At 44.3% G+C, this 18,608-nt stretch carries 18 protein-coding genes, 1 tRNA gene, 1 rRNA gene and 1 pseudogene; 11 read left to right on the top strand and 10 right to left on the bottom strand.

Translation table 11 applies throughout. The features are described 5' to 3' along the window. The first annotated feature begins 166 nt into the window (after positions 1 to 166). The 4 genes and pseudogenes from tig (at position 167) to V5G28_RS24710 (ending at position 4,944) form a co-directional block, all read left to right on the top strand. Positions 167 to 1,604, top strand: a pseudogene (tig, locus tag V5G28_RS24725) (trigger factor). Between the two features lie 283 nt (positions 1,605 to 1,887). After that, complete coding sequence (gene clpP / locus V5G28_RS24720; protein ID WP_073635844.1) at positions 1,888 to 2,583, top strand: ATP-dependent Clp endopeptidase proteolytic subunit ClpP; 696 nt, start codon at positions 1,888 to 1,890, stop codon at positions 2,581 to 2,583. 9 nt (positions 2,584 to 2,592) lie between these two features. Next, positions 2,593 to 3,933 (top strand): ATP-dependent protease ATP-binding subunit ClpX, encoded by a 1,341-nt coding sequence (gene clpX, locus V5G28_RS24715; protein ID WP_041042527.1) that lies wholly within the window; start codon positions 2,593 to 2,595, stop codon positions 3,931 to 3,933. Between the two features lie 90 nt (positions 3,934 to 4,023). Then, entirely contained in the window at positions 4,024 to 4,944 is a 921-nt protein-coding gene (locus V5G28_RS24710) for an alpha/beta fold hydrolase (protein ID WP_096570354.1), read from the top strand. Between the two features lie 68 nt (positions 4,945 to 5,012). Here V5G28_RS24710 and V5G28_RS24705 read toward each other — a convergent pair whose 3' ends face one another. Next, entirely contained in the window at positions 5,013 to 5,999 is a 987-nt protein-coding gene (locus tag V5G28_RS24705; protein ID WP_073635846.1) for a GntR family transcriptional regulator, read from the bottom strand. Between the two features lie 15 nt (positions 6,000 to 6,014). On the opposite strand from V5G28_RS24705, the gene V5G28_RS24700 reads away from it, so the two are divergent. The 3 genes from V5G28_RS24700 to V5G28_RS24690 all read left to right on the top strand — a co-directional run bounded on the left by V5G28_RS24700 (position 6,015) and on the right by V5G28_RS24690 (position 8,117). Next, a complete protein-coding gene (locus V5G28_RS24700; RefSeq protein ID WP_332989087.1) occupies positions 6,015 to 6,161 on the top strand; it encodes a hypothetical protein in 147 nt (48 codons plus the stop codon). Positions 6,162 to 6,200: 39 nt separating this feature from the next. Then, positions 6,201 to 6,938: a dienelactone hydrolase family protein gene (locus V5G28_RS24695; RefSeq protein WP_332989085.1), complete on the top strand. Its 738-nt coding sequence runs from the start codon at positions 6,201 to 6,203 to the stop codon at positions 6,936 to 6,938. Positions 6,939 to 7,214: 276 nt separating this feature from the next. After that, entirely contained in the window at positions 7,215 to 8,117 is a 903-nt protein-coding gene (locus V5G28_RS24690; protein WP_332989083.1) for a S1 RNA-binding domain-containing protein, read from the top strand. A gap of 31 nt (positions 8,118 to 8,148) precedes the next feature. Here the strand turns inward: V5G28_RS24690 and V5G28_RS24685 are convergent, their stop codons facing one another. Next, on the bottom strand, positions 8,149 to 8,637 hold the full coding sequence (locus V5G28_RS24685; RefSeq protein ID WP_332989081.1) for a hypothetical protein: 489 nt from the start codon (positions 8,635 to 8,637) through the stop codon (positions 8,149 to 8,151). Between the two features lie 197 nt (positions 8,638 to 8,834). Here V5G28_RS24685 and V5G28_RS24680 point away from each other — a divergent pair, with 197 nt between their 5' ends. Continuing rightward, positions 8,835 to 9,047, top strand: coding sequence for a helix-turn-helix domain-containing protein (locus V5G28_RS24680; RefSeq protein WP_096570359.1), 213 nt, complete (start codon positions 8,835 to 8,837; stop codon positions 9,045 to 9,047). 89 nt (positions 9,048 to 9,136) lie between these two features. On the opposite strand, the gene V5G28_RS24675 is transcribed toward V5G28_RS24680, so the two are convergent. The 3 genes from V5G28_RS24675 to V5G28_RS24665 form a co-directional block, all read right to left on the bottom strand. Next, entirely contained in the window at positions 9,137 to 11,323 is a 2,187-nt protein-coding gene (locus V5G28_RS24675) for a DEAD/DEAH box helicase (protein ID WP_332989078.1), read from the bottom strand. Positions 11,324 to 11,544: 221 nt separating this feature from the next. After that, the gene (locus V5G28_RS24670; protein ID WP_332989077.1) at positions 11,545 to 11,997 is read right to left on the bottom strand and encodes a type II toxin-antitoxin system VapC family toxin; all 453 of its coding nucleotides are present in this window, start codon (positions 11,995 to 11,997) and stop codon (positions 11,545 to 11,547) included. Next, a complete protein-coding gene (locus V5G28_RS24665; protein ID WP_332989075.1) occupies positions 11,994 to 12,263 on the bottom strand; it encodes a hypothetical protein in 270 nt (89 codons plus the stop codon). The genes V5G28_RS24670 and V5G28_RS24665 overlap by 4 nt, the downstream gene beginning before the upstream one ends. Positions 12,264 to 12,467: 204 nt before the next feature. Here V5G28_RS24665 and V5G28_RS24660 point away from each other — a divergent pair, with 204 nt between their 5' ends. Then, complete coding sequence (locus tag V5G28_RS24660; RefSeq protein WP_332989073.1) at positions 12,468 to 13,163, top strand: Eco47II family restriction endonuclease; 696 nt, start codon at positions 12,468 to 12,470, stop codon at positions 13,161 to 13,163. 9 nt (positions 13,164 to 13,172) lie between these two features. Here V5G28_RS24660 and V5G28_RS24655 read toward each other — a convergent pair whose 3' ends face one another. Beyond that, positions 13,173 to 14,213, bottom strand: coding sequence for a DNA cytosine methyltransferase (locus tag V5G28_RS24655; RefSeq protein WP_332989071.1), 1,041 nt, complete (start codon positions 14,211 to 14,213; stop codon positions 13,173 to 13,175). Between the two features lie 113 nt (positions 14,214 to 14,326). Here V5G28_RS24655 and V5G28_RS24650 point away from each other — a divergent pair, with 113 nt between their 5' ends. Further along, entirely contained in the window at positions 14,327 to 14,545 is a 219-nt protein-coding gene (locus V5G28_RS24650; RefSeq protein ID WP_332989069.1) for a hypothetical protein, read from the top strand. Between the two features lie 81 nt (positions 14,546 to 14,626). Here V5G28_RS24650 and V5G28_RS24645 read toward each other — a convergent pair. Further along, positions 14,627 to 14,711: transfer RNA gene (locus tag V5G28_RS24645), tRNA-Ser, on the bottom strand. A 73-nt stretch (positions 14,712 to 14,784) separates the two neighbouring features. Continuing rightward, entirely contained in the window at positions 14,785 to 15,714 is a 930-nt protein-coding gene (locus V5G28_RS24640; protein WP_332989145.1) for a TIGR04168 family protein, read from the bottom strand. Between the two features lie 153 nt (positions 15,715 to 15,867). Here V5G28_RS24640 and nadA point away from each other — a divergent pair, with 153 nt between their 5' ends. After that, positions 15,868 to 16,842: a quinolinate synthase NadA gene (nadA, locus tag V5G28_RS24635; RefSeq protein WP_332989068.1), complete on the top strand. Its 975-nt coding sequence runs from the start codon at positions 15,868 to 15,870 to the stop codon at positions 16,840 to 16,842. Positions 16,843 to 16,941: 99 nt separating this feature from the next. On the opposite strand, the gene V5G28_RS24630 is transcribed toward nadA, so the two are convergent. Beyond that, entirely contained in the window at positions 16,942 to 17,853 is a 912-nt protein-coding gene (locus V5G28_RS24630) for a hypothetical protein (RefSeq protein ID WP_332989066.1), read from the bottom strand. A gap of 517 nt (positions 17,854 to 18,370) precedes the next feature. Beyond that, a 5S ribosomal RNA gene (gene rrf, locus V5G28_RS24625) occupies positions 18,371 to 18,488 on the bottom strand. Positions 18,489 to 18,608 lie beyond the last annotated feature (120 nt).

The raw sequence follows: 18,608 nt of genomic DNA, 5'->3' as shown, positions 1-18,608 counted from the left end.
GTCCATAGTTTACACTTGGGTCAACAGTTGGCATCTTTCATCCAAGTCAGGAAACTTTAACTTAAAAGACGCTATTCCCTTGCGCCAAATCACGTAATTAGTAAAAAGAAATACCAAGAATAGAGACAAGCATGAAAGTTACCAGGAAAAACTTCCCGCCAGTCAAATTGGTCTAGAAATAGAGATTACGCCAGAAAAGACCAAGGAAACTTACGAAAAAGTTGTTAAAAACTTAGCCAGTACTGCAAATATTCCTGGGTTTCGCAAGGGTAAGGTACCTCGGCAAATATTGTTACAGCGCCTTGGCGTAACTCGAATCAAGGCAGCAGCTCTAGAAGAATTAATTCAATATGGCATTGAGCAAGCGCTAGAACAAGAACAAATCCAGGCGCTTGGTCAACCACAGCTGCGCTCCTCATTTGAGAATTGATTAACAATTATGAACCAGGCAAACCCCTAACATTTGCTGCATCTGTAGATGTGCCACCAGAACCCAATCTGGGTGAGTATACGACTTGCAAGTCAAAGCCGAGGAAGTCAAATACGATCCAGAGCAAGTGGACAAAGTTTTGGAAAGCGAACGCCAAGAAATGGCGACGTTAATTCCTGTGGAAGGACGTTCAGCACAGATAGGTGATGTTGCTGTCGTCGATTTTAAAGGTGTTGTGGTTGCATCCGAGGGTGAAGATGAAACAGCAGAACCCCAGCCAATACCTGGCGGTGAAGCAACTGATTTCCAATTAGAGATGCAGGAGGACAAATTCATTCCCGGCTTTGTGACAGGGATAGTGGGAATGAATCCTGGAGAAACCAGAGAAGTTTCAGCTCAGTTTCCAGACCCTTACGCAAATGAAGATTTAGCAGGAAAACCGGCTGTTTTCACCGTAACAATCAAAGAACTGAAGGAAAAAGAACTGCCCGAATTGAATGATGACTTTGCCCAAGAAGTCAGCGATTACGAGACTCTAACAGATTTGCGCTCTTCTTTGGAAGAGCGTTTTCAAAAAGAGGCTGAACAGAAAACAAAAGCGAACAAGCAAGAAGCCCTGTTAGGTGAACTGCTCAAGCAAGTAGAAGTTGACTTGCCAGAATCAATGATTCAGCAGGAAGTGGATGCGATGCTGACGCAAACAGCCATGCGGCTTTCTCAACAGGGGCTTGATATTAAAAAATTGTTTACCCAAGATGTGATTCCCCAGTTGCGGGAACGTTCTCGCGGTGAAGCAGTTGAGCGCATTAAGCGTTCTCTGGCGCTGCGAGAAATTGGGAAACGCGAGTCCATCCAAGTGTCAGCGGATGAAATCGAAGCCAGAGTCAAAGAATTGATGGAACAGTACGCCGAAAAAGATGTTGATGAGGAAAGACTGCGTGAAGTCGTAGAAAACGAATTGTTGACCGAAAAAATTATCGATTGGCTTTTAGAACGCTCAACGGTTGAATTAGTCCCTGAAGGTTCTTTGAGTGCAGCAGAAACTGAAACTGAGACTGAGACTCAAGAAGTCAAAGCTGCTGACTCAGATGCTGCAACTGAAACAGTAGAACAAACCCCCCAAGTTAGTGCAGAAATCTCACCACAAGACACAGAGTCAACAGAGGCACAATAGATGACAAGGGGACAAGGGAAAGAGGACACGGGGACCAATCAATCCAAAATTCAAAATTTTGAATTGATTTGTCCCTCCCTCACTCCCTGTCCTAAGGTGGAAGTTTAAGAAATTTTAAATAAGTAACAGTGTACGTAACACCCTTGGTTTGATACTGTTTTACACGATAAGAATTTATATGAGGCATAATGGTTAACACATAGCCACATCAAAAATCAAATTCCTTAAAAAGGCAGCGGTTGCTGTCTCGACCATTGTTACACTTAGTGTGAAACGTTCTTTTATGCTTGTATCGCAATCGGGAAACTACCAATTTAACAGTTTGAGTGACTTTAAACTCTACTCCCTAGACAGTCCTAACAACATCGTCCCGATGGTGGTAGAACAATCTGGCATGGGAGAACGCGCTTTCGATATCTATTCTCGCTTGCTACGGGAGCGGATTATCTTCTTAGGAACGCCAATAGACGATAACGTTGCCAACTCAATTGTTGCCCAGTTGTTGTTTCTAGATGCTGAAGATTCCGAAAAGGATATTCAACTGTATATTAATTCTCCTGGTGGCTCGGTGACAGCAGGCATGGCTATTTATGATACTATTCAGCAAATCCGTCCTGATGTAGTCACGATATGTTTTGGATTAGCCGCGAGCATGGGGGCGTTCTTGTTAGCAGCAGGAACGGCTGGTAAACGGATGTCTCTTCCTGATTCGCGGATCATGATTCACCAACCACTGGGTGGTGCACAAGGACAAGCCGTTGACATCGAGATACAAGCCAGAGAAATTCTTTATCATAAGTCTAAGTTGAATCAGTTATTGGCGACTCATACTGGTCAACCATTAGAAAGAGTCGAAGCCGATACTGATCGCGATTTCTTCATGTCGGCTGAAGAGGCGAAAAATTATGGGTTGATTGATCAGGTCATCTCCAGGCAAAATCTTCCCTCTCCAGGGGAAAACGTCACCATTGTCAAATAAGAGGCTGGTATGTCTAAGTACGACTCCCATTTAAAGTGTTCATTTTGCGGCAAGTCCCAGGAGCAGGTTCGTAAACTCATCGCCGGACCGGGAGTCTACATCTGCGATGAATGCGTAGACTTGTGTAATGAAATCCTGGATGAGGAGTTACTCGACACAAATGCGGCAGCATCGTCGCAACCAGCACCCAGGTCAGAACCACCTCAGAAACGCCGTGCTCGTTCCTCTAATCTCTCGTTGAATCAAATACCTAAGCCACGAGAGATTAAAAAGTACCTAGACGAACACGTTATTGGTCAAGACGAAGCCAAAAAAGTGCTTTCAGTCGCAGTTTATAACCATTACAAGCGGCTAGCATTGGTTCAGTCTAAAGGCAGTGGCAAAGGTTTGGATGATGCTGTAGAACTCCAAAAGTCCAACATTCTCCTGATTGGTCCGACAGGCTGCGGCAAAACTCTGCTAGCACAGACTCTGGCAAAAATTCTCGATGTTCCTTTTGCTGTTGCTGATGCCACCACGCTAACAGAGGCAGGGTACGTGGGAGAAGATGTGGAAAATATCTTGCTGCGACTATTGCAAGTAGCAGACTTGGATGTAGAAGAAGCGCAGCGGGGAATTATCTACATCGACGAAATCGATAAGATAGCTCGCAAGAGTGAGAACCCCTCAATTACCCGAGATGTCTCTGGCGAAGGCGTACAGCAAGCTTTACTGAAAATGTTAGAGGGGACGGTCGCCAACGTACCACCCCAAGGAGGACGCAAGCACCCCTATCAAGACTGCATCCAGATTGATACGAGCAACATCTTGTTCGTCTGTGGCGGTGCTTTCGTCGGTTTAGAAAAGGTCGTAGAGCAGAGAACTGGCAAAAAGTCAATAGGGTTTGTACAACCTGGAGAAGGTCAGACCAAGGACAAGCGTACAGCAGATACTCTGCGCAATCTCGAACCGGATGACCTCGTGAAATTCGGCATGATTCCGGAATTTATTGGGCGCATACCAATGGTGGCGGTGGTAGAACCACTGGATGAAGAAGCGCTGATGGCGATTCTCACCCAACCGCGTAGTGCCTTGGTTAAGCAGTACCAAAAGCTGCTGAAGATGGATAATGTCCAGTTAGAGTTTAAACCAGAGGCTCTGCGAGCTATTGCTCAAGAAGCATACCGCCGCAAAACCGGCGCGAGGGCGCTGCGCGGCATTGTAGAAGAACTGATGCTAGAAGTGATGTACGAGTTGCCTTCGCGCAAAGATGTGACTCGTTGCACAGTCACGCGGGAAATGGTAGAGAAGCGTTCCACCGCCGAACTCCTGATCCACCCATCCACACTACCCAAACCAGAATCAGCGTAATTGTCATTAGTCATTAGTCATTAGTCATTAGTCATCAGTGAAAGACTTTTGACTTTTGACTTTTGAGTTTTCACTTTTGACCTTTGACTTATGCCCTACATTAATGTTCGTGGTGTTGAGAATTACTACGAGTGGATAAAAAAGCCGTGGAAGACTGAAGACAAGCCTGTGATGGTTTTTATTCACGGTTGGGCTGGTTCCAATCGGTACTGGCAAAGTACGGCACATGCTTTATCAGAACAATTTGATTGCTTACTTTACGATTTACGGGGATTTGGGCGTTCCCGTGGACAACCAACTGTAGCCAAAGCGAGTGAAGCTGTGGTTGAGTCTGTCGAGTTGCACTCACCGCAGGCAGAATCTGTAGCAATCCAAGAGTTAACTTATGAGCTAGAGGAATACGCTGACGACTTGGCAGCTTTGCTAGATGAGTTGCAGCTCCAACGCGTGTATATCAATGCTCATTCGATGGGAGCGTCCATTGCTACTTTGTTTCTCAACCGCTACCCGCAACGAGTGGAAAGAGCAATTCTCACCTGTAGCGGTATTTTTGAGTATGACGAAAAAGCATTTACAGCTTTTCATAAATTCGGTGGCTACGTGGTCAAATTTCGTCCGCAGTGGCTGGAGAAAATACCGTTTGTTGACCGAATGTTTATGGCGCGATTTCTACACCGTGCCATACCAGCAGCAGAACGTCGGGCTTTCTTGCAAGATTTTCTCATAGCAGACTACGATGCTGCTTTGGGTACAATTTTTACATCTGTTAGTAAAGCCGCATCTGAGTTAATGCCGCAGGAATTTGCTCAGTTGACGGTGCCGACACTACTGGTGGCGGGCGAGTACGACAAAATTATTCCAGCCCAGATGGGTCGTCAGGCAGCCGCACTGAACGATAAAGTAGAATTTTGCTTGATTCGCAATACGGCTCATTTCCCTATGTTGGAAGACTCAGCTACTTACCTCAAACGGGTGCGAGAGTTCTTGCAACTAGAGCAAAGATTAGGATAGAAAATTGGCTTATGAATGAGTGAATTATGAATTGGGAATTGCCGTATTCATAATTCACTCTTGATCATTCAACCCAAACCCAGCTCTCGTTTGAGCAAGTTAATCGAGTTGGTACCAATATATTTTTCGCTAGTCATGTGTTTAGGTGGGCGAATAATGTCATCCATCGCAGCTTGCATAGCAGCTTGCACCGCAGAAAAACTCACCTGATCAACGCTAAAAATGACTTGTGCCCGCTTGACGATCGCCTGAAGTTTGTAGGCATCTTTTGGTTGTGCAGTCATCACCAGTATTTCATCCCCTCGTAAACCGTGGAGGATAACTTCTGCAGCTCGAAGAATTCCAGAACTGATGCTGACTATGCCAAGACAGCTGTCTTTTGGTAGGTTTTTAAACTGGTTGAATTCGTTGGCGTAGTCATGAATGTCAAGGGGTATGACGCGCACAGCTTTAGGTGCGGCGATGACTTCCACCTCACCAATAAAATACCGACTGGTGACAACTGTCGCTGAGGAAGTTTGATCTAGCACAGCCGCTAATTGTTCCATCGCTACCAACTGCACTGGTATTTTCAGCGCTTGTTCTAATTCATAGACCATCAATTCCCCAACACCGATATCCTGAGTTGGAACAGCAACCAACACTCGCGCACTACAACGCAAGCGCCAATCAACTTCCGCCAAGAATAACTCACGTGCTTGATTGAGGGAGCAGCCTTGAGAAAGGAGCTCGTCTAGTGCAAGCTGAACAACTTTGTATGCTTGAGGATATTCTTTGAGAATCGGTGATTGCAGCCTACTACCACCCTCATGACCTTGGGCGCGGACGTAAATTCCTGACCCCGCAAGACTTTCTACAAGCCCGTCGTCTTCCAATTGACGGTATACTTTGCTAATGGTATTACGATGCAAGCCTGTCTGCATTGCCAGCGCTCTCGTACTCGGTAGTTTATACCCAGGTGGATATTGCCGAGAGGCGATCGCAAACCGAATTTGATTAAACAGCTGGTTTGATGCGGGGATTTCACTGTCTGGCTGTATACGAAACTGAATCATCACCAAAGCTCCTGCATGATAGTAGCTGCATATGACCAGCTGCGAATGCTAACTGTCAAATATTTTACTTATATATTGAATTTCTATGAAGGGAAAATTCTGGTGTGGTTGTTACTCGTAGTTGATAATTTGATTGGAGATCGCCTTGACATCTTGGCATAGCTATTTCTTCATAGTCACACAACACTGGTAAAACCTATTATGGCAGAGCGAGCAATACATACCACAACTGTTAAACTTTCGCAAGATGATTTGCAAATCGACGCCTATCTAGCTAAGCCTTCTCAAGAAGGTTCTTATCCAGGAGTTGTGGTATTGCAGGAAATTTTTGGAATCAACTCCCACATTCGGAACGTTACAGAACGTATCGCCCAAGAAGGTTATGTCGCAATTGCACCTGCACTGTTCCAACGAATTGCCCCTGGTTTTGAAACTGGCTACACCCCGCAAGATATTGAAATAGGCAGAAACTACGCAATGCAAACCAAGGCATCAGAGTTACTGAGCGATATCCAACGATCCATTGACTATCTGAAAACCCTCCCTGAGGTGAAAAAAGATGGCTTTGGCTGTATAGGCTTTTGCTTTGGCGGTCATGTCGCATATCTTGCCTCTACCCTACCAGATATTAAGGCTACCGCTTCCTTCTACGGTGCTGGAATCGCTACCCGTACCTTTGGGGGTGGAGAGGCTACCATTTCTCGCACAAGAGAGATTAAAGGCACTCTCAATGCCTTCTTTGGTATGGAAGACGCCAGTATCCCAACAGAACAGGTAGACCAGATTTCGGCAGAGTTAGAAAAATACAACATTCCTCATCGTGTGTTTCGCTACGATGGAGCTGACCACGGATTTTTCTGCGACCAACGCGCCAGCTATAATTCTATAGCTGCTGCTGATGCGTGGGAGCAGGTAAAACAACTGTTTGGACAACTTTAGCTATCCGATTTGATTTGCGTTCTGGTTGCATTCAGGTCGTCCCTACTCATTAGTCATTAGTGAGCCAGCGCTGCAGGAGGGTTTCCCTCCGTAGGCAACTGGCGAACCCGAAGGGGTTTCCCGACAGAGGCGACTGGCGAACCCGAAGGGTCATTACAAAGAACTAATGACTAATGATAGTCTTCACGAGCAATCATAGTCACTCGAATAGTGTTGTTTAGCGTTGAGTAAAACTCCAGTGGCATCAGCTAGAATCGCAATTTATCTTTAACAGTCATGGATTCCGAAGCGCAATTTTCTCAAAAAGCCAATTCGTCGTTTACAATGGACGACTTTGCCAAAGCACTGGAAAAACACGATTACCAGTTTCAAAAGGGACAGGTGGTAAACGGCAGGGTGTTCCAACTTGATCCTGATGGAGCATATGTTGATATTGGTGGCAAGTCGTCGGCGTTTGTCCCTCGCGATGAGGCTTCTTTGAGAACAGTAACCGATTTGTCCGAGATACTGCCATTAAATGAGAATTTAGAATTCTTAATCATCAGGGATCAGGATGCAGAAGGTCAAGTCACCCTTTCGCGAAAGCAACTGGAAATCCAGCACATTTGGGACCGACTGGCGCAAATGCAGGAGAATTCTCAAACGACGCAAGTGCGGGTAATAAATGTCAATAAAGGTGGCGTTACCGTTAATGTTCAGGGTTTGCGAGGATTTATTCCGCGATCGCACTTGGTTGAGCGAGATAATTTAGAAGCACTTAAGGGTCAATCTCTCAATGCTGGCTTTTTGGAGGTTAACAAGAGCAACAATAAGCTTATCCTTTCCCAGCGCATAGCAACTCGTTCTGCTAGCTTCAGTACATTGGAAGTTAATCAGCTGGTGGTTGGGAAAATCAGTGGTATCAAACCGTTTGGTGTCTTTGTGGATTTAGATGGCACAAGCGCCTTGCTTCATATTAAGCAGATAAGCCAGAAATTTATTGAAAATCTGGAAAAGGTGTTTCAAGTCGGTCAGCCGATTAAAGCTATAATCATAGACTTGGATGAAGGTAAAGGTCGGGTTGCTCTTTCCACGAGAGTTTTGGAAAATTTCCCAGGCGAGATGCTAGAAAATATGGACGAAGTTATGGCATCCGCCGAGGCGCGTGCAGAACGAGCAAAGAACAAGGTGTCGGAATAGGGAATTTGGTTGTAGTTGCGACACGCGACTACTAACCCATTAGCAATGCCAAATCGTGGCGATAGCTCTCTCGAAGTTTCTGCAATGTCGATTCTGTTAAGGCAAACTTGATTAAACCGACTAATTTGCCCCAACTGTACAACACAGGCTCTGAGAGAGCTTGCCAAAATTCATTAGCAAAAAATTCTGCCCACCACTTGGGTGCTTGCTTCCTTTGAGCAGGGTCGTTTCCTCTTTGCCAGCGTTTGCGCCATTTGACAAATTCTGCTGGAGCGGGTGGCTTGACTCCGATAATTGGCGGAAAATCTGCGTAGCTGACAAACTTACTGACACCCTTGGCGTGGACGTATACCACGTAACGCCAGCATTCTACGACGTAGATATCTTCTAACTTGATATTAAACATCAGGCAAACCGCCTCTTCGGTCACAAATCGCGCTAGCTGGTGGAGAAGGGACGATTTGTGGACAATTTTTGAAGAGCGAATGAGGAGCGTTTTTGGCTTGAGTGATGATAGCATATAATAGAATTCCTGTGAAACGTCGAGGTATCTCCCGTGAAACGTTGAGGTACGTGATACGTTGAGGTGTCTCCCGTAATGCGGGATATTTTGGAAAATGTAAATGCGATCGCTCTTCAGTTTCCTACGCCGGAGGGTGATCGTTTTTTAGAATATAATTATTAAACGATAGAATTCAATCGTTTGTCAAGAGTAAAATGGGGCTGATTAGGCTGCGGATTCGAGAATTTGCTGACTATAAGGGTTGGACGCTTAAAGATGTGGCTGACCGTTCTGGAGTAGCCTACAGTTCGGTGAGAGCCTACGCAAGAGCGCCAGGGCTGGCAATGGTTGATTTTACCTCAATCTTGAAGATGGCGCGTGCCTTGGACGTAATGATTGAAGATTTGGTTGAAGTAGTAGAAGAGTGAAGCAACGGATAAAATAACGGATGTAACGGATAGATTGACTGGGGAAATTACAGAGAAATCATCCGCTACATCCACTATCTCATCCGCTGCTATGCTTCATCTCCATCACCAATATCTCGCTTGGGTGGGCGCTTGTAGGTAAACGTGAAAGTGTCACCACTGGTAATAACTTGCCGCATCTCATCATACATTGGATAATTGCCCACACCACTCAGGTTTGCCCAGCCCCGTGTCCTGGTTAAAGCGACAAACAACTGGTTACGATAATTCACATCACTTTCATTACGAGCGACATTATCAAAGCCGACTACATAAACCATATCAGCCTCATTTCCTTTAGCGCGAGGGATACGAGAGACTGTAACAGCCCCATCACACCAGAAGTTGTTTGGCTGACTAACTTGCCATTCAAACTTTAAGATATTACTGCTGGGAGCACTGGGAATATAGATATCAATACCCTGTTGCATCAAAAATCCTGCCACTTGAGTTTCTAAGTCCATTGCCTCGGAATTAGAGCCTAAAATCACAACTAAGATATCTCTGCTGGGATTAAGACCATCATGGACGATGTTATGCATGATGTTCTGCGCCAACGCAGTCATTTCTTCTTGGCGAGAACCGTAAGTTTGAAATTCCAATACAGGTGTGTCCCAGAGTTCAGGAATTGGATTTGGTGAATATTGTGGAGGTCGATGCACAGTTATTGGCTGACCGACACGCCTGAAGTCTCCTGTGACTTCGTAACCGATTCTGTCCCAATATGTTTTATTTGTGATACCAGAAACCATTCCCTCTGGGCGTAGCAAACCCATAGCAATGGCATGAGCAGTTGTGAGAATTGGTCCAGGAGTGCGGTAACAGTGGCGCATCACTACAGCACGTTTGATACCGCCTGGATATTGTGGTTGCTTGCTCAAAAGATTGCTCAAATTCTCGCCAAATACCTCTTTAGCTTTTGGCACTACTATACTATCGAGGCTTTGTGCTTCATCGTAAGCCCAAATTAACCGCCTGTCCTCTGGTTTTTCCTCACTCACTGGTCGCAAGGCTTGATAAGCCATCCAGTAAATAGCTTGCTTATCCTCATATTTCAAATTATCTTCAGTGACTAAATCTTGACCTTCATCAATCAACATGGCATCGAACATCGGCTCAATCTCTATTTCCTCTTGTAGCCGTTTACATAACTCTGCCAAACCTCGGTTAGGTTGTTTGTTCTTTGTATCTGCAACAGTCCCGCGTCTTTTACCGTGGTACTCGCAAATCGTCCCGTACAAACCTGGTTGTTCCCTTGCTCCCCAAGCATGAAGTACTTGCAGTTTCTGGTTTGTCTTATGGTCGTACTCTATCTCACCACAACTGAAGCGGCGTATCCACTTATCTACTAGTCCGGTAATTTGCTCGTAGAGCGATCGCGTAAAAAATACCAAAGCAATATCCCACTCTGGGTGCTTAAGGTGCATCATCGCCGCTTTTTGACACAGCAGCACTGTCTTACCTGAACCTGCAATACCGCGAATTCGTTGAGGTCCTGGGGGAATTTCTTTTCCTATGTGTTCTTGCTGTAAATCTATTTCGTATAGCCTTTGCCGCAAAGTGTCCATAATGCTGGCGCGGGTTTTGCCTGTGGTTGAGGTTGTAGCGCGAGGAGGTTTACGAAGTACAGGTGTTCCGCCAATCACTGACAGTAGTAATTCCCAGTCTTTATCTTCCAGGCTTTCTCCTGGAACTACACAAGAGATTTGTTGAATACGTTCCAATAACCCAACTTTGCCTAACTGGTCTTGGAAAATTACAGGAGGACAGTTGGGTAGTTGGTCAAAACCTTTTTGTTGCCATTGTTCTTGGGTAATCAGAGGTAATGCAACGAGCGATCTTCCAGTAACCCTGCGCCAGATAGCAGATTCGCGGTCAGTGTATGCAATCAATGCTCGCAGTTGATGTTCGGCTCGTTGATAAGGATTAGCTTCTGCGATGTGATAGTTTTGCAACTGCCAAATATCATCATTAATAGTCACTATTTGGTCAATGGCGACTGGCAATACTTCAATAACCACTAAACCAAATTCTCTATCAGCTATGAGGATATCAGGTTCCTTACGAATCTCTCCCACCTTCGAGAAAATCGGATAGCGCCAGTATCCGATACAGTTTCTATCAGAAAAAGCACTCTTAACAGCATCCCAAACTTTTTGCTCACCTGCTTCACTGCTAGCTTTTAATGGTTCGGTAGTGATAAATTTGCTACTTTGTTCTTCGTTACCACGATCCATTCAGTACCTGCCTGTATTTGTTAAACTTCTGATACAAAAGCATTTTGAGTAATGCTGTCAGGCTAGCACTGCAAATGTAATACTTACCAGTGCAGATACACGGAACTACGTACCTGAGTGAGTTCAGCAGATATGCGGTGTTAGTTGAACGAAGTTTGTGATAATTTTGCTTGTTAACTTTTAGATACTGAAGCTAAGTTAGCGTTGCTCCTCCTCTAAATTCAGGGCAACGATGGAATCTCAAAGTCATTGAACAAGCAAACATCATAAGACGTAGCCCCTAAAGCCCTAACCAGGCGCTGGTCTAGAGTCAGTAGCGTAGCACCAACCTGCTGTGAAAGGGCAACGTAAGAAGCATCATAGGCGGAAATGTTATAAGCCAAGGCGATGCTTACGGCATCTGCCATCAAGTCAACCGTCGAGACAACACGCAAGGGGAAAGTTTTGAGACTAGCTAAATCTGCCGGAACGTCACCAGCTGCATACAGTCCGGCCCGGACATATTTCCAAAGGATGTTTGCACACTCAATGTAAAACAGGTCAGGTACGAAAAATTGATTTTGAGGATTGGCAAGGTGAGCAAACAGTTGATTAACTTTAGGGGTTAGCGGATCGGGAACAAATTGCTTAATGCCTACACTAGCATCTACGACGCATCTAAAAGGGGTTGTCATCTGTCGCGGTCTTCTCGGATTAGGGCTGTGCTATCAGGCCATTCGATATCAGTCCTACGACTCTCACGACGACGACCTATTTCTTCCAAGAGTTTTGGCACATCTCGTCGCCTCTGTTGTTCGCTGCGCTGTATCTCAACTGCTGACAAAGCATTTCGTAATAGAGTGATGACTTGGGCGTTAATTGAGCTATTTTCGGTTCTGGCTAGCTCTTGTAGCTCTTGATACAAGTCATCGGGTAAATCTACGTTATCAAGGATAGCCATCTGTCGAACTCCTTGTTGAATTTATTGGACATAGTAGCATGATGCAACTGGTGTGGATTGGAAGGGAGAGAGAGGGCGATCGCGCAATAGCAAATTTATACTACACGAAGTTTGAACTAGTCGAACCCATTACCCTGATTGTGCTGAGGTATAACTGAGGATTGGTTAGTATATACAATTGTTAGGACTACTTAATTATTGAGCATGAGTTATCTTTCCTATATAGCCGATGATGACCTTAAATCTGCCGTCAAAATAGTTGTTGAGTGTATTCTTGAAACTCAACAAAAAGCTGAAGAAGGAATGTATAAAAATGTTATAGATCCGTTTTCAGCCATTTTTGATGGTGCTGTGCAAGGTTTTGGCTTAGATGATTGGCTCAAAAAGGAAAGAGCTAGACAAAGTCAAAAAACTGTACAAAATCAAATAGGTTATTTTCACCAGAATATTTTAGGTAGTATTCCTGGCTGGAGAGTACTTCCTCAAGGATTCGATATTTGTAACGATACAAGGCAAATTTTTGCGGAAATTAAAAATAAATATAACACGGTTAAAGGAAGCGATAAATTTGGAATATACGATTATTTATCAAGCCGCTTAAACGAACCAGATTATCAAGGTTTTACAGCATACTATGTAGAAATTATTCCTAGTAGGAGAAAACCATACGATAGAGCTTTTACTCCTTCAGATAGGACTACTGGCACAAAAAGACCTTTAAATGAAAAAATCAGACAGATCAGCGGTCAAGAATTTTACAACCTGGCAACTGGTGTCCCAGGAGCATTAAGTATGCTTTTTAATGTATTACCAGACGTGATCGGTGAAGTTTCCGGACTTGATAGACTCAGTGAACAACACCAAGCAAGCTATAGAACCATATTTGATAGGGCTTACTGAGGTAATAAATCAATGGGATGCACTTGCTAGCACGTTAAGTATAGCTCTTCCTAAGTGATAAGCAAAATTTACAGGAACTGCATTACCAATCTGTTTATATTTGGAGCCTACACCACCCATAAATTGCCAATCATCGGGAAAAGTTTGAATTCGGGCATACTCCCTTACTGTAAAAGGTCTAGTTTCTTCTGGATGACAGCGTTCCGTTTGTTTTTGTGAGGGAGAAGTAGTCAGCGTTAGACTTGGCTCATCCCAAGAAATTCTACGTGCCATGCCAGTACGTCCACCTGTGAGATAGTAGCTTTTCATCATGTAGCTTTTTTGAACATCTTCAGGTAAATCTCGCCAGCAACCGCCTGGTGGAACTAACTCTAAAACTTGAGATCTCTTTGGACTATATTTCATACCTTCAGAAGGTGGAACATCTTTCAAAGCATCTCTCAAAGTCAGAATTTTAGAAGAAGGAGCAGGGTACTGAAAGCGAATATCTGGACGAGTTCCGACAATGATAACTCTTTCTCGCTTTTGAGGAACGTCATAGTTAACTGCATTTAGTAAACGATACTGAACGTTATAACCAAGAGATTCCAGAACAGATAGAACTGTTTTCAGTGTTTTTCCTTTCTGATGACTTATTAAACCTCTGACATTTTCAGCCAGAAATAGTTTAGGCTGTACCTCTTTAACACAACGGGCAAATTCATAAAATAAGGTTCCACGGGTATCTTCAAACCCTAAACCTTTACCTGCATAGCTGAAAGCTTGGCAAGGAAAACCTCCAGTTACAACCTCTGCATTCATGCCTGCATAGGAGACTTTAGACACATCAGCCTCAATTACATTCCATTGTGGACGGTTATGCTGAAGTGTTGCTACTGCGTCTTTGTCAATTTCAATTAGTGCTTTGGCTACCAATCCAGCTTTTTCTAAACCAAGTGCCAAACCACCAGCCCCAGCAAATAACTCAATGACGGTTTTTGTGGTTGTGATAGGTTCTTGAACCTTCGGTTCCAGGTAGGGCAGTTCAAACAAATCTAGCTGTTTATACATACTTAGGCAGAGGTAAGCCGTCTCTTCATTATTAAATTAGCTAATTAGCCAATTGTCAATACAGCTATTTAGCTAAGGTATACTGAGAAAAACTATTTATCTTAAAAGGGCAAATGGCACAGACACAAAGAAAGCCTGTATATATCCAGCCCGAACATCACGATATTCTAAGACGAATTGCATATGAGCAACGTTGTAACATCTCGGATGTGTTAGATGCGGTATTAGAGCAGGCAGATTGGGAAAAAATTGCTCAGGAGGCAAGTAACAAGCCTGTGGAGAGAGCTAAGGAGCGGGGAGGAAGCTATAAAGTTTCACGGCAGACAACTTAAGTCTTGCCTAAATTTTCTTACAGATAGCCAAATGCCCAATTTCTGCTGTTACGCCCAACCAACCCATCACAAATCATTCAACGGAGAGGGGGAGATTCGAACTCCCGGAACCTTTCGGTTCATCCGATTTCAAGTCGGACGCAATCGACCACTCTGCCACCTCTCCAGTAAAGCTGTCAGCTCTTAGCTGTCAGCTGTCGGCGTTATAAGCCGACCAAATACATAGTATATATCATCCTCTACGCAGGTTGCACTACTGGACTGGGTTTTTGATAAAGAATTTCCTCAGAAGTGACAGTGAAATCCTTTGCCACCCAAACGAGGGAAACTTGGGAGACGACATCACCTTCGAGCAGGACAATGGAGAAGTTACGCTGCTTATGGCTGCCATGTTCCACAATCCTGGGTACACTTGCGGCGTTCAAGTAAACTATCCCCTCTGGACTTCTAAAGATGCGCTTTCGCGGCTCTTTCTTTGTGTGTCGCAGGCTGTGATGCATATGACCAAATGTGACGAGGGGAATGGTTTTACCAGCCGTGATGGTCTGAGAAATTGCCTCTCCTAAATCCGCGTCGCCAAAGTCGCCGCCTATGGGATGCCAATCTTTGCCGCAGGGGTCTTCTGGGCGATCGCCCAACCCAGTGGGACCGTTGTGACCCAGAAAAATTATCGTCTGGTAAGCCGCACTCTTTGCTGCAGTGACAATGCGGGCTGTGGACTCTTCAAAACTGGTCACTCCATACCACTGTTGGTAGAAATCAGTATATTTCCACTCTGGTCCACCCCAGCTAAAGGGACGACCTCCAACAACCGTTAAATTTAGAGCCGGAAAATCTAGCTTACCGTAACCGACTTGGGTTTCACCGAATAAATCCAGTTGCTGCTGTACCCAGTCTTCCTTGGTGCGGTCGTAGGGACACTTCTTCCGTCCCCAGTCTGTAGCAGTGTACCAGGCATCGTGGTTTCCCATCACGGCTGCTTTGGGAATGTCGAGGGATGCGATCGCTCTTACGACTTGCACCGACTCATTGCCAAAATCCCCAACAAACAGCACTAAGTCAACACCCAGATGCTTGAGTGCAATGCCATCTTCTTCTTCCCATTGGTCGTGAACATCTCCTACTACAGCAATTTTCAAAGTTTTTGAGTTTGTTTTCTGACTGGTCATGCCACTTTCCTTGCCATCTGTTTCCAGCATATGAAAATTACGGGATTTTGACACAATTCCGGGGGAGGAGCATCACCCGTCAAACATTTTTGGTAAAAACTACTATAATTGAATCCACTAGATAAAACTTGTAACATTCAGCAACGTCTAACTGTGTTTACGACTGCACTTGCTCAACGTGGAAAAACGGAACAGGGTGATCTACCACTAGATTTATTTACAGCGATTGAGACTCTTAAAAAAGAACTCAATGCTGTTATCCTGGCACATTACTATCAAGAACCGGATATTCAAGATATTGCAGACTTTATTGGGGATTCGCTACAGCTTGCCAAAGCAGCAGCGCATACAAATGCAGATGTGATTGTCTTTGCTGGTGTCCATTTCATGGCAGAAACGGCAAAGATTCTTAATCCCGACAAAATGGTACTTTTACCAGATTTAAATGCTGGTTGTTCTTTAGCTGATAGTTGTCCAAAAGAAGAGTTTGGGGCTTTTAAAGCGGCGCACCCAGACCATTTGGTAGTTTCTTACATCAACTGCTCTGCTGATATTAAGGCAATGAGCGATATTATTTGCACCAGTTCCAACGCTGTCAAAATTGTCGAGCAGATTCCCAAAAACCAGCCGATTATTTTTGCTCCAGATAAAAATTTGGGCCGGTATGTGATGGAAAAAACTGGGCGAGATTTAGTGCTGTGGGAAGGAAGTTGTGTTGTGCATGAAACTTTTTCTGAAAAGAAAATTGTGCAGTTGAAAATAGCATACCCACAAGCAGAGGCGATCGCCCACCCAGAATGTGAAACTAGTGTCTTGCGCCACGCGAGTTTTATCGGCTCGACAGCAGCTTTACTCAAGTATTGTGAACAAAGCCCTTCTCAAGAATTTATCGTTGCTACCGAACCTGGCATTATTCACCAAATGCAAAAACGAGCGCCGCACAAGCGCTTTATACCTGCACCACCGCTAAATAACTGCGCTTGCAATGAGTGTCCTTTTATGAGGTTAAATACGCTGGAAAAGCTCTACTGGGCAATGAAAAATCGCGCTCCAGAAATCACCTTACCAGATAATATCCGCGAGGCTGCATTGCGACCAATTCAAAGAATGCTAGAAATGAGTGCTTGATATTAAGCTACTGACCATTTTGACCATTTTCAATACGTGTGCCTCCTGGGTCGGAGTTGCGCAAACCGCGTAGCGTGCCGTAGGCATATTTTAAATTGCTTAGGACGACCTTTTCTTTGATTCTTCTTCAGCAGCTTGACTATATTTTTTGTATAGTTTAGTGCGGATCTGAGCTTCCTGATAGCGGCTGTGGTTTGGTGGCACGGCACTCATTAATTCTGATGCCCGTTGCCACCTAGCAGCAAGATCCAACCACTGAGCTGAACTTGTAGCTGTTTTACCAGTTGCAGAAGCTTTGTTGGCAATTCGTACTGCTGCTGCAAAGGGATCTACAGAAAAAGTAGAACCATTTGGACTAGCAGTAGGCGGCGGTACTTCAGGTTGTTTTTGGTTGGTAGTTACTGGAGCTAGAGAGTTTAATGTTTCTGGTTGGATTGGGTTTTTCAGCTTATTTCCTAGCAAAGCATACGCAGCTACACCAAGCGACAGAAAAAACATACAAAAGCTCGCGGCTCCTAGCATTCGTCCAACAGGAGAATTTTTGATTTTATTGTTATGAGTAACTACTGAAAGACGAGAAGATTGAGGTTTGGGTAAATTTCTTTTTCCTTGTTCAGTTGTACGCTCTTTAAATTCTTTTATTCTTTGCCTAAAAATATTAGGTTTGACTAATGTAATTTCCTGTGACCACAGCAATTGATTTTCGGGGTTGCGATTAATTTCCTCTAGCCACAGCAACTGCTGTTCCCGAACAATTCGACTGTTGATATTGATTCGACAAATATTGCGTGGTGCAATTGACTCCAGAATCTGCTGGATGTGCTTTACCAAAGTTGATTGTTCAAGTTGCTCTACCGTACGAGCCTCACAAAGAAGTTGTAAGACACCATCGTCAAAAATAGCTCTGGTTCTGATACCAGACGAGGCTAGTTTTTCGTTCAACAGTTGAATAATCGCAGCAACGCTACCTTGATGAGCTTGCCAAGCGATATCATTTATCCGCTCTACCATTTGTGAATTAGGGATAGCAGTTTAACCCTGAATTATTAACAGACAAATTTATTTAGGAAATTTAGACTTTGCCTTGTTTTAGATTTTATGAGTAAAAATATGATATGCCAAATTTGACAAAAATCTCCTTTGTGGATCGGTTGCGTTGCTTTTGTCAAAAGTAACGCGGTTCGTGCGCTTGGGGATGGTGTGCATCAAACTCCTCAAGGGTTAATTTGACACCTCAACTCTAACAAAATATTTCAGCAATATTGCTTATTCACATATCGAGCAATGTCTTCATGTGTCACCAATCGCTTTGGAGACAGGGTGTAGAGCGTCAACTATAGCGCTTCTCGTTTGAATGAAGTACAAATTTATCTGTGTTCCATGAGCGTCCATCTGTGGTTCTTATTTCTTAATGTATTGCACTCAACCCCCGAACCGCTATATAGGGTATATAGACAGCCTCAAAAACAAGGACATAAAAATAAAGCCTCTTTCTGTGTTAGAGAAAGAGGCTTTATTTTAAAAATAGTCCTGGCACCGAGCTATTGTCACAGGCAGCTACCCGCCAACTATCGTCGCCACAGCAGCGTTTCACAACTGAGTTCGGGATGGGGTCAGAGTGGTTCCACCGCGCCATAGGCACCAGGAAAAACAGTGGTCAGTCACCAGTTACCAGTTACCAGTTATCGGACATCCTGTTGACTGATAACTGTTAACTGAGAACTGATTCAAAACCCTGAAGGCTGCACAGTAACGCGAATTCTATC

Source organism: Scytonema sp. PRP1 (assembly GCF_036697665.2).
Taxonomy (GTDB): Bacteria; Cyanobacteriota; Cyanobacteriia; order Cyanobacteriales; family Nostocaceae; genus Kalymmatonema; species Kalymmatonema gypsitolerans.
This window is presented reverse-complemented; position numbering and strand designations above follow the sequence as displayed.

Coding starts and splice junctions, on each gene's coding strand:
- clpP (WP_073635844.1), top strand. CDS start 1,888: ATGCTTGTATCGCAATCGGGAAACTACCAATTTAACAGTTTGAGTGAC.
- clpX (WP_041042527.1), top strand. CDS start 2,593: ATGTCTAAGTACGACTCCCATTTAAAGTGTTCATTTTGCGGCAAGTCC.
- V5G28_RS24710 (WP_096570354.1), top strand. CDS start 4,024: ATGCCCTACATTAATGTTCGTGGTGTTGAGAATTACTACGAGTGGATA.
- V5G28_RS24705 (WP_073635846.1), bottom strand. CDS start 5,999: ATGATTCAGTTTCGTATACAGCCAGACAGTGAAATCCCCGCATCAAAC.
- V5G28_RS24700 (WP_332989087.1), top strand. CDS start 6,015: ATGATAGTAGCTGCATATGACCAGCTGCGAATGCTAACTGTCAAATAT.
- V5G28_RS24695 (WP_332989085.1), top strand. CDS start 6,201: ATGGCAGAGCGAGCAATACATACCACAACTGTTAAACTTTCGCAAGAT.
- V5G28_RS24690 (WP_332989083.1), top strand. CDS start 7,215: ATGGATTCCGAAGCGCAATTTTCTCAAAAAGCCAATTCGTCGTTTACA.
- V5G28_RS24685 (WP_332989081.1), bottom strand. CDS start 8,637: ATGCTATCATCACTCAAGCCAAAAACGCTCCTCATTCGCTCTTCAAAA.
- V5G28_RS24680 (WP_096570359.1), top strand. CDS start 8,835: ATGGGGCTGATTAGGCTGCGGATTCGAGAATTTGCTGACTATAAGGGT.
- V5G28_RS24675 (WP_332989078.1), bottom strand. CDS start 11,323: ATGGATCGTGGTAACGAAGAACAAAGTAGCAAATTTATCACTACCGAA.
- V5G28_RS24670 (WP_332989077.1), bottom strand. CDS start 11,997: ATGACAACCCCTTTTAGATGCGTCGTAGATGCTAGTGTAGGCATTAAG.
- V5G28_RS24665 (WP_332989075.1), bottom strand. CDS start 12,263: ATGGCTATCCTTGATAACGTAGATTTACCCGATGACTTGTATCAAGAG.
- V5G28_RS24660 (WP_332989073.1), top strand. CDS start 12,468: ATGAGTTATCTTTCCTATATAGCCGATGATGACCTTAAATCTGCCGTC.
- V5G28_RS24655 (WP_332989071.1), bottom strand. CDS start 14,213: ATGTATAAACAGCTAGATTTGTTTGAACTGCCCTACCTGGAACCGAAG.
- V5G28_RS24650 (WP_332989069.1), top strand. CDS start 14,327: ATGGCACAGACACAAAGAAAGCCTGTATATATCCAGCCCGAACATCAC.
- V5G28_RS24640 (WP_332989145.1), bottom strand. CDS start 15,714: ATGACCAGTCAGAAAACAAACTCAAAAACTTTGAAAATTGCTGTAGTA.
- V5G28_RS24630 (WP_332989066.1), bottom strand. CDS start 17,853: ATGGTAGAGCGGATAAATGATATCGCTTGGCAAGCTCATCAAGGTAGC.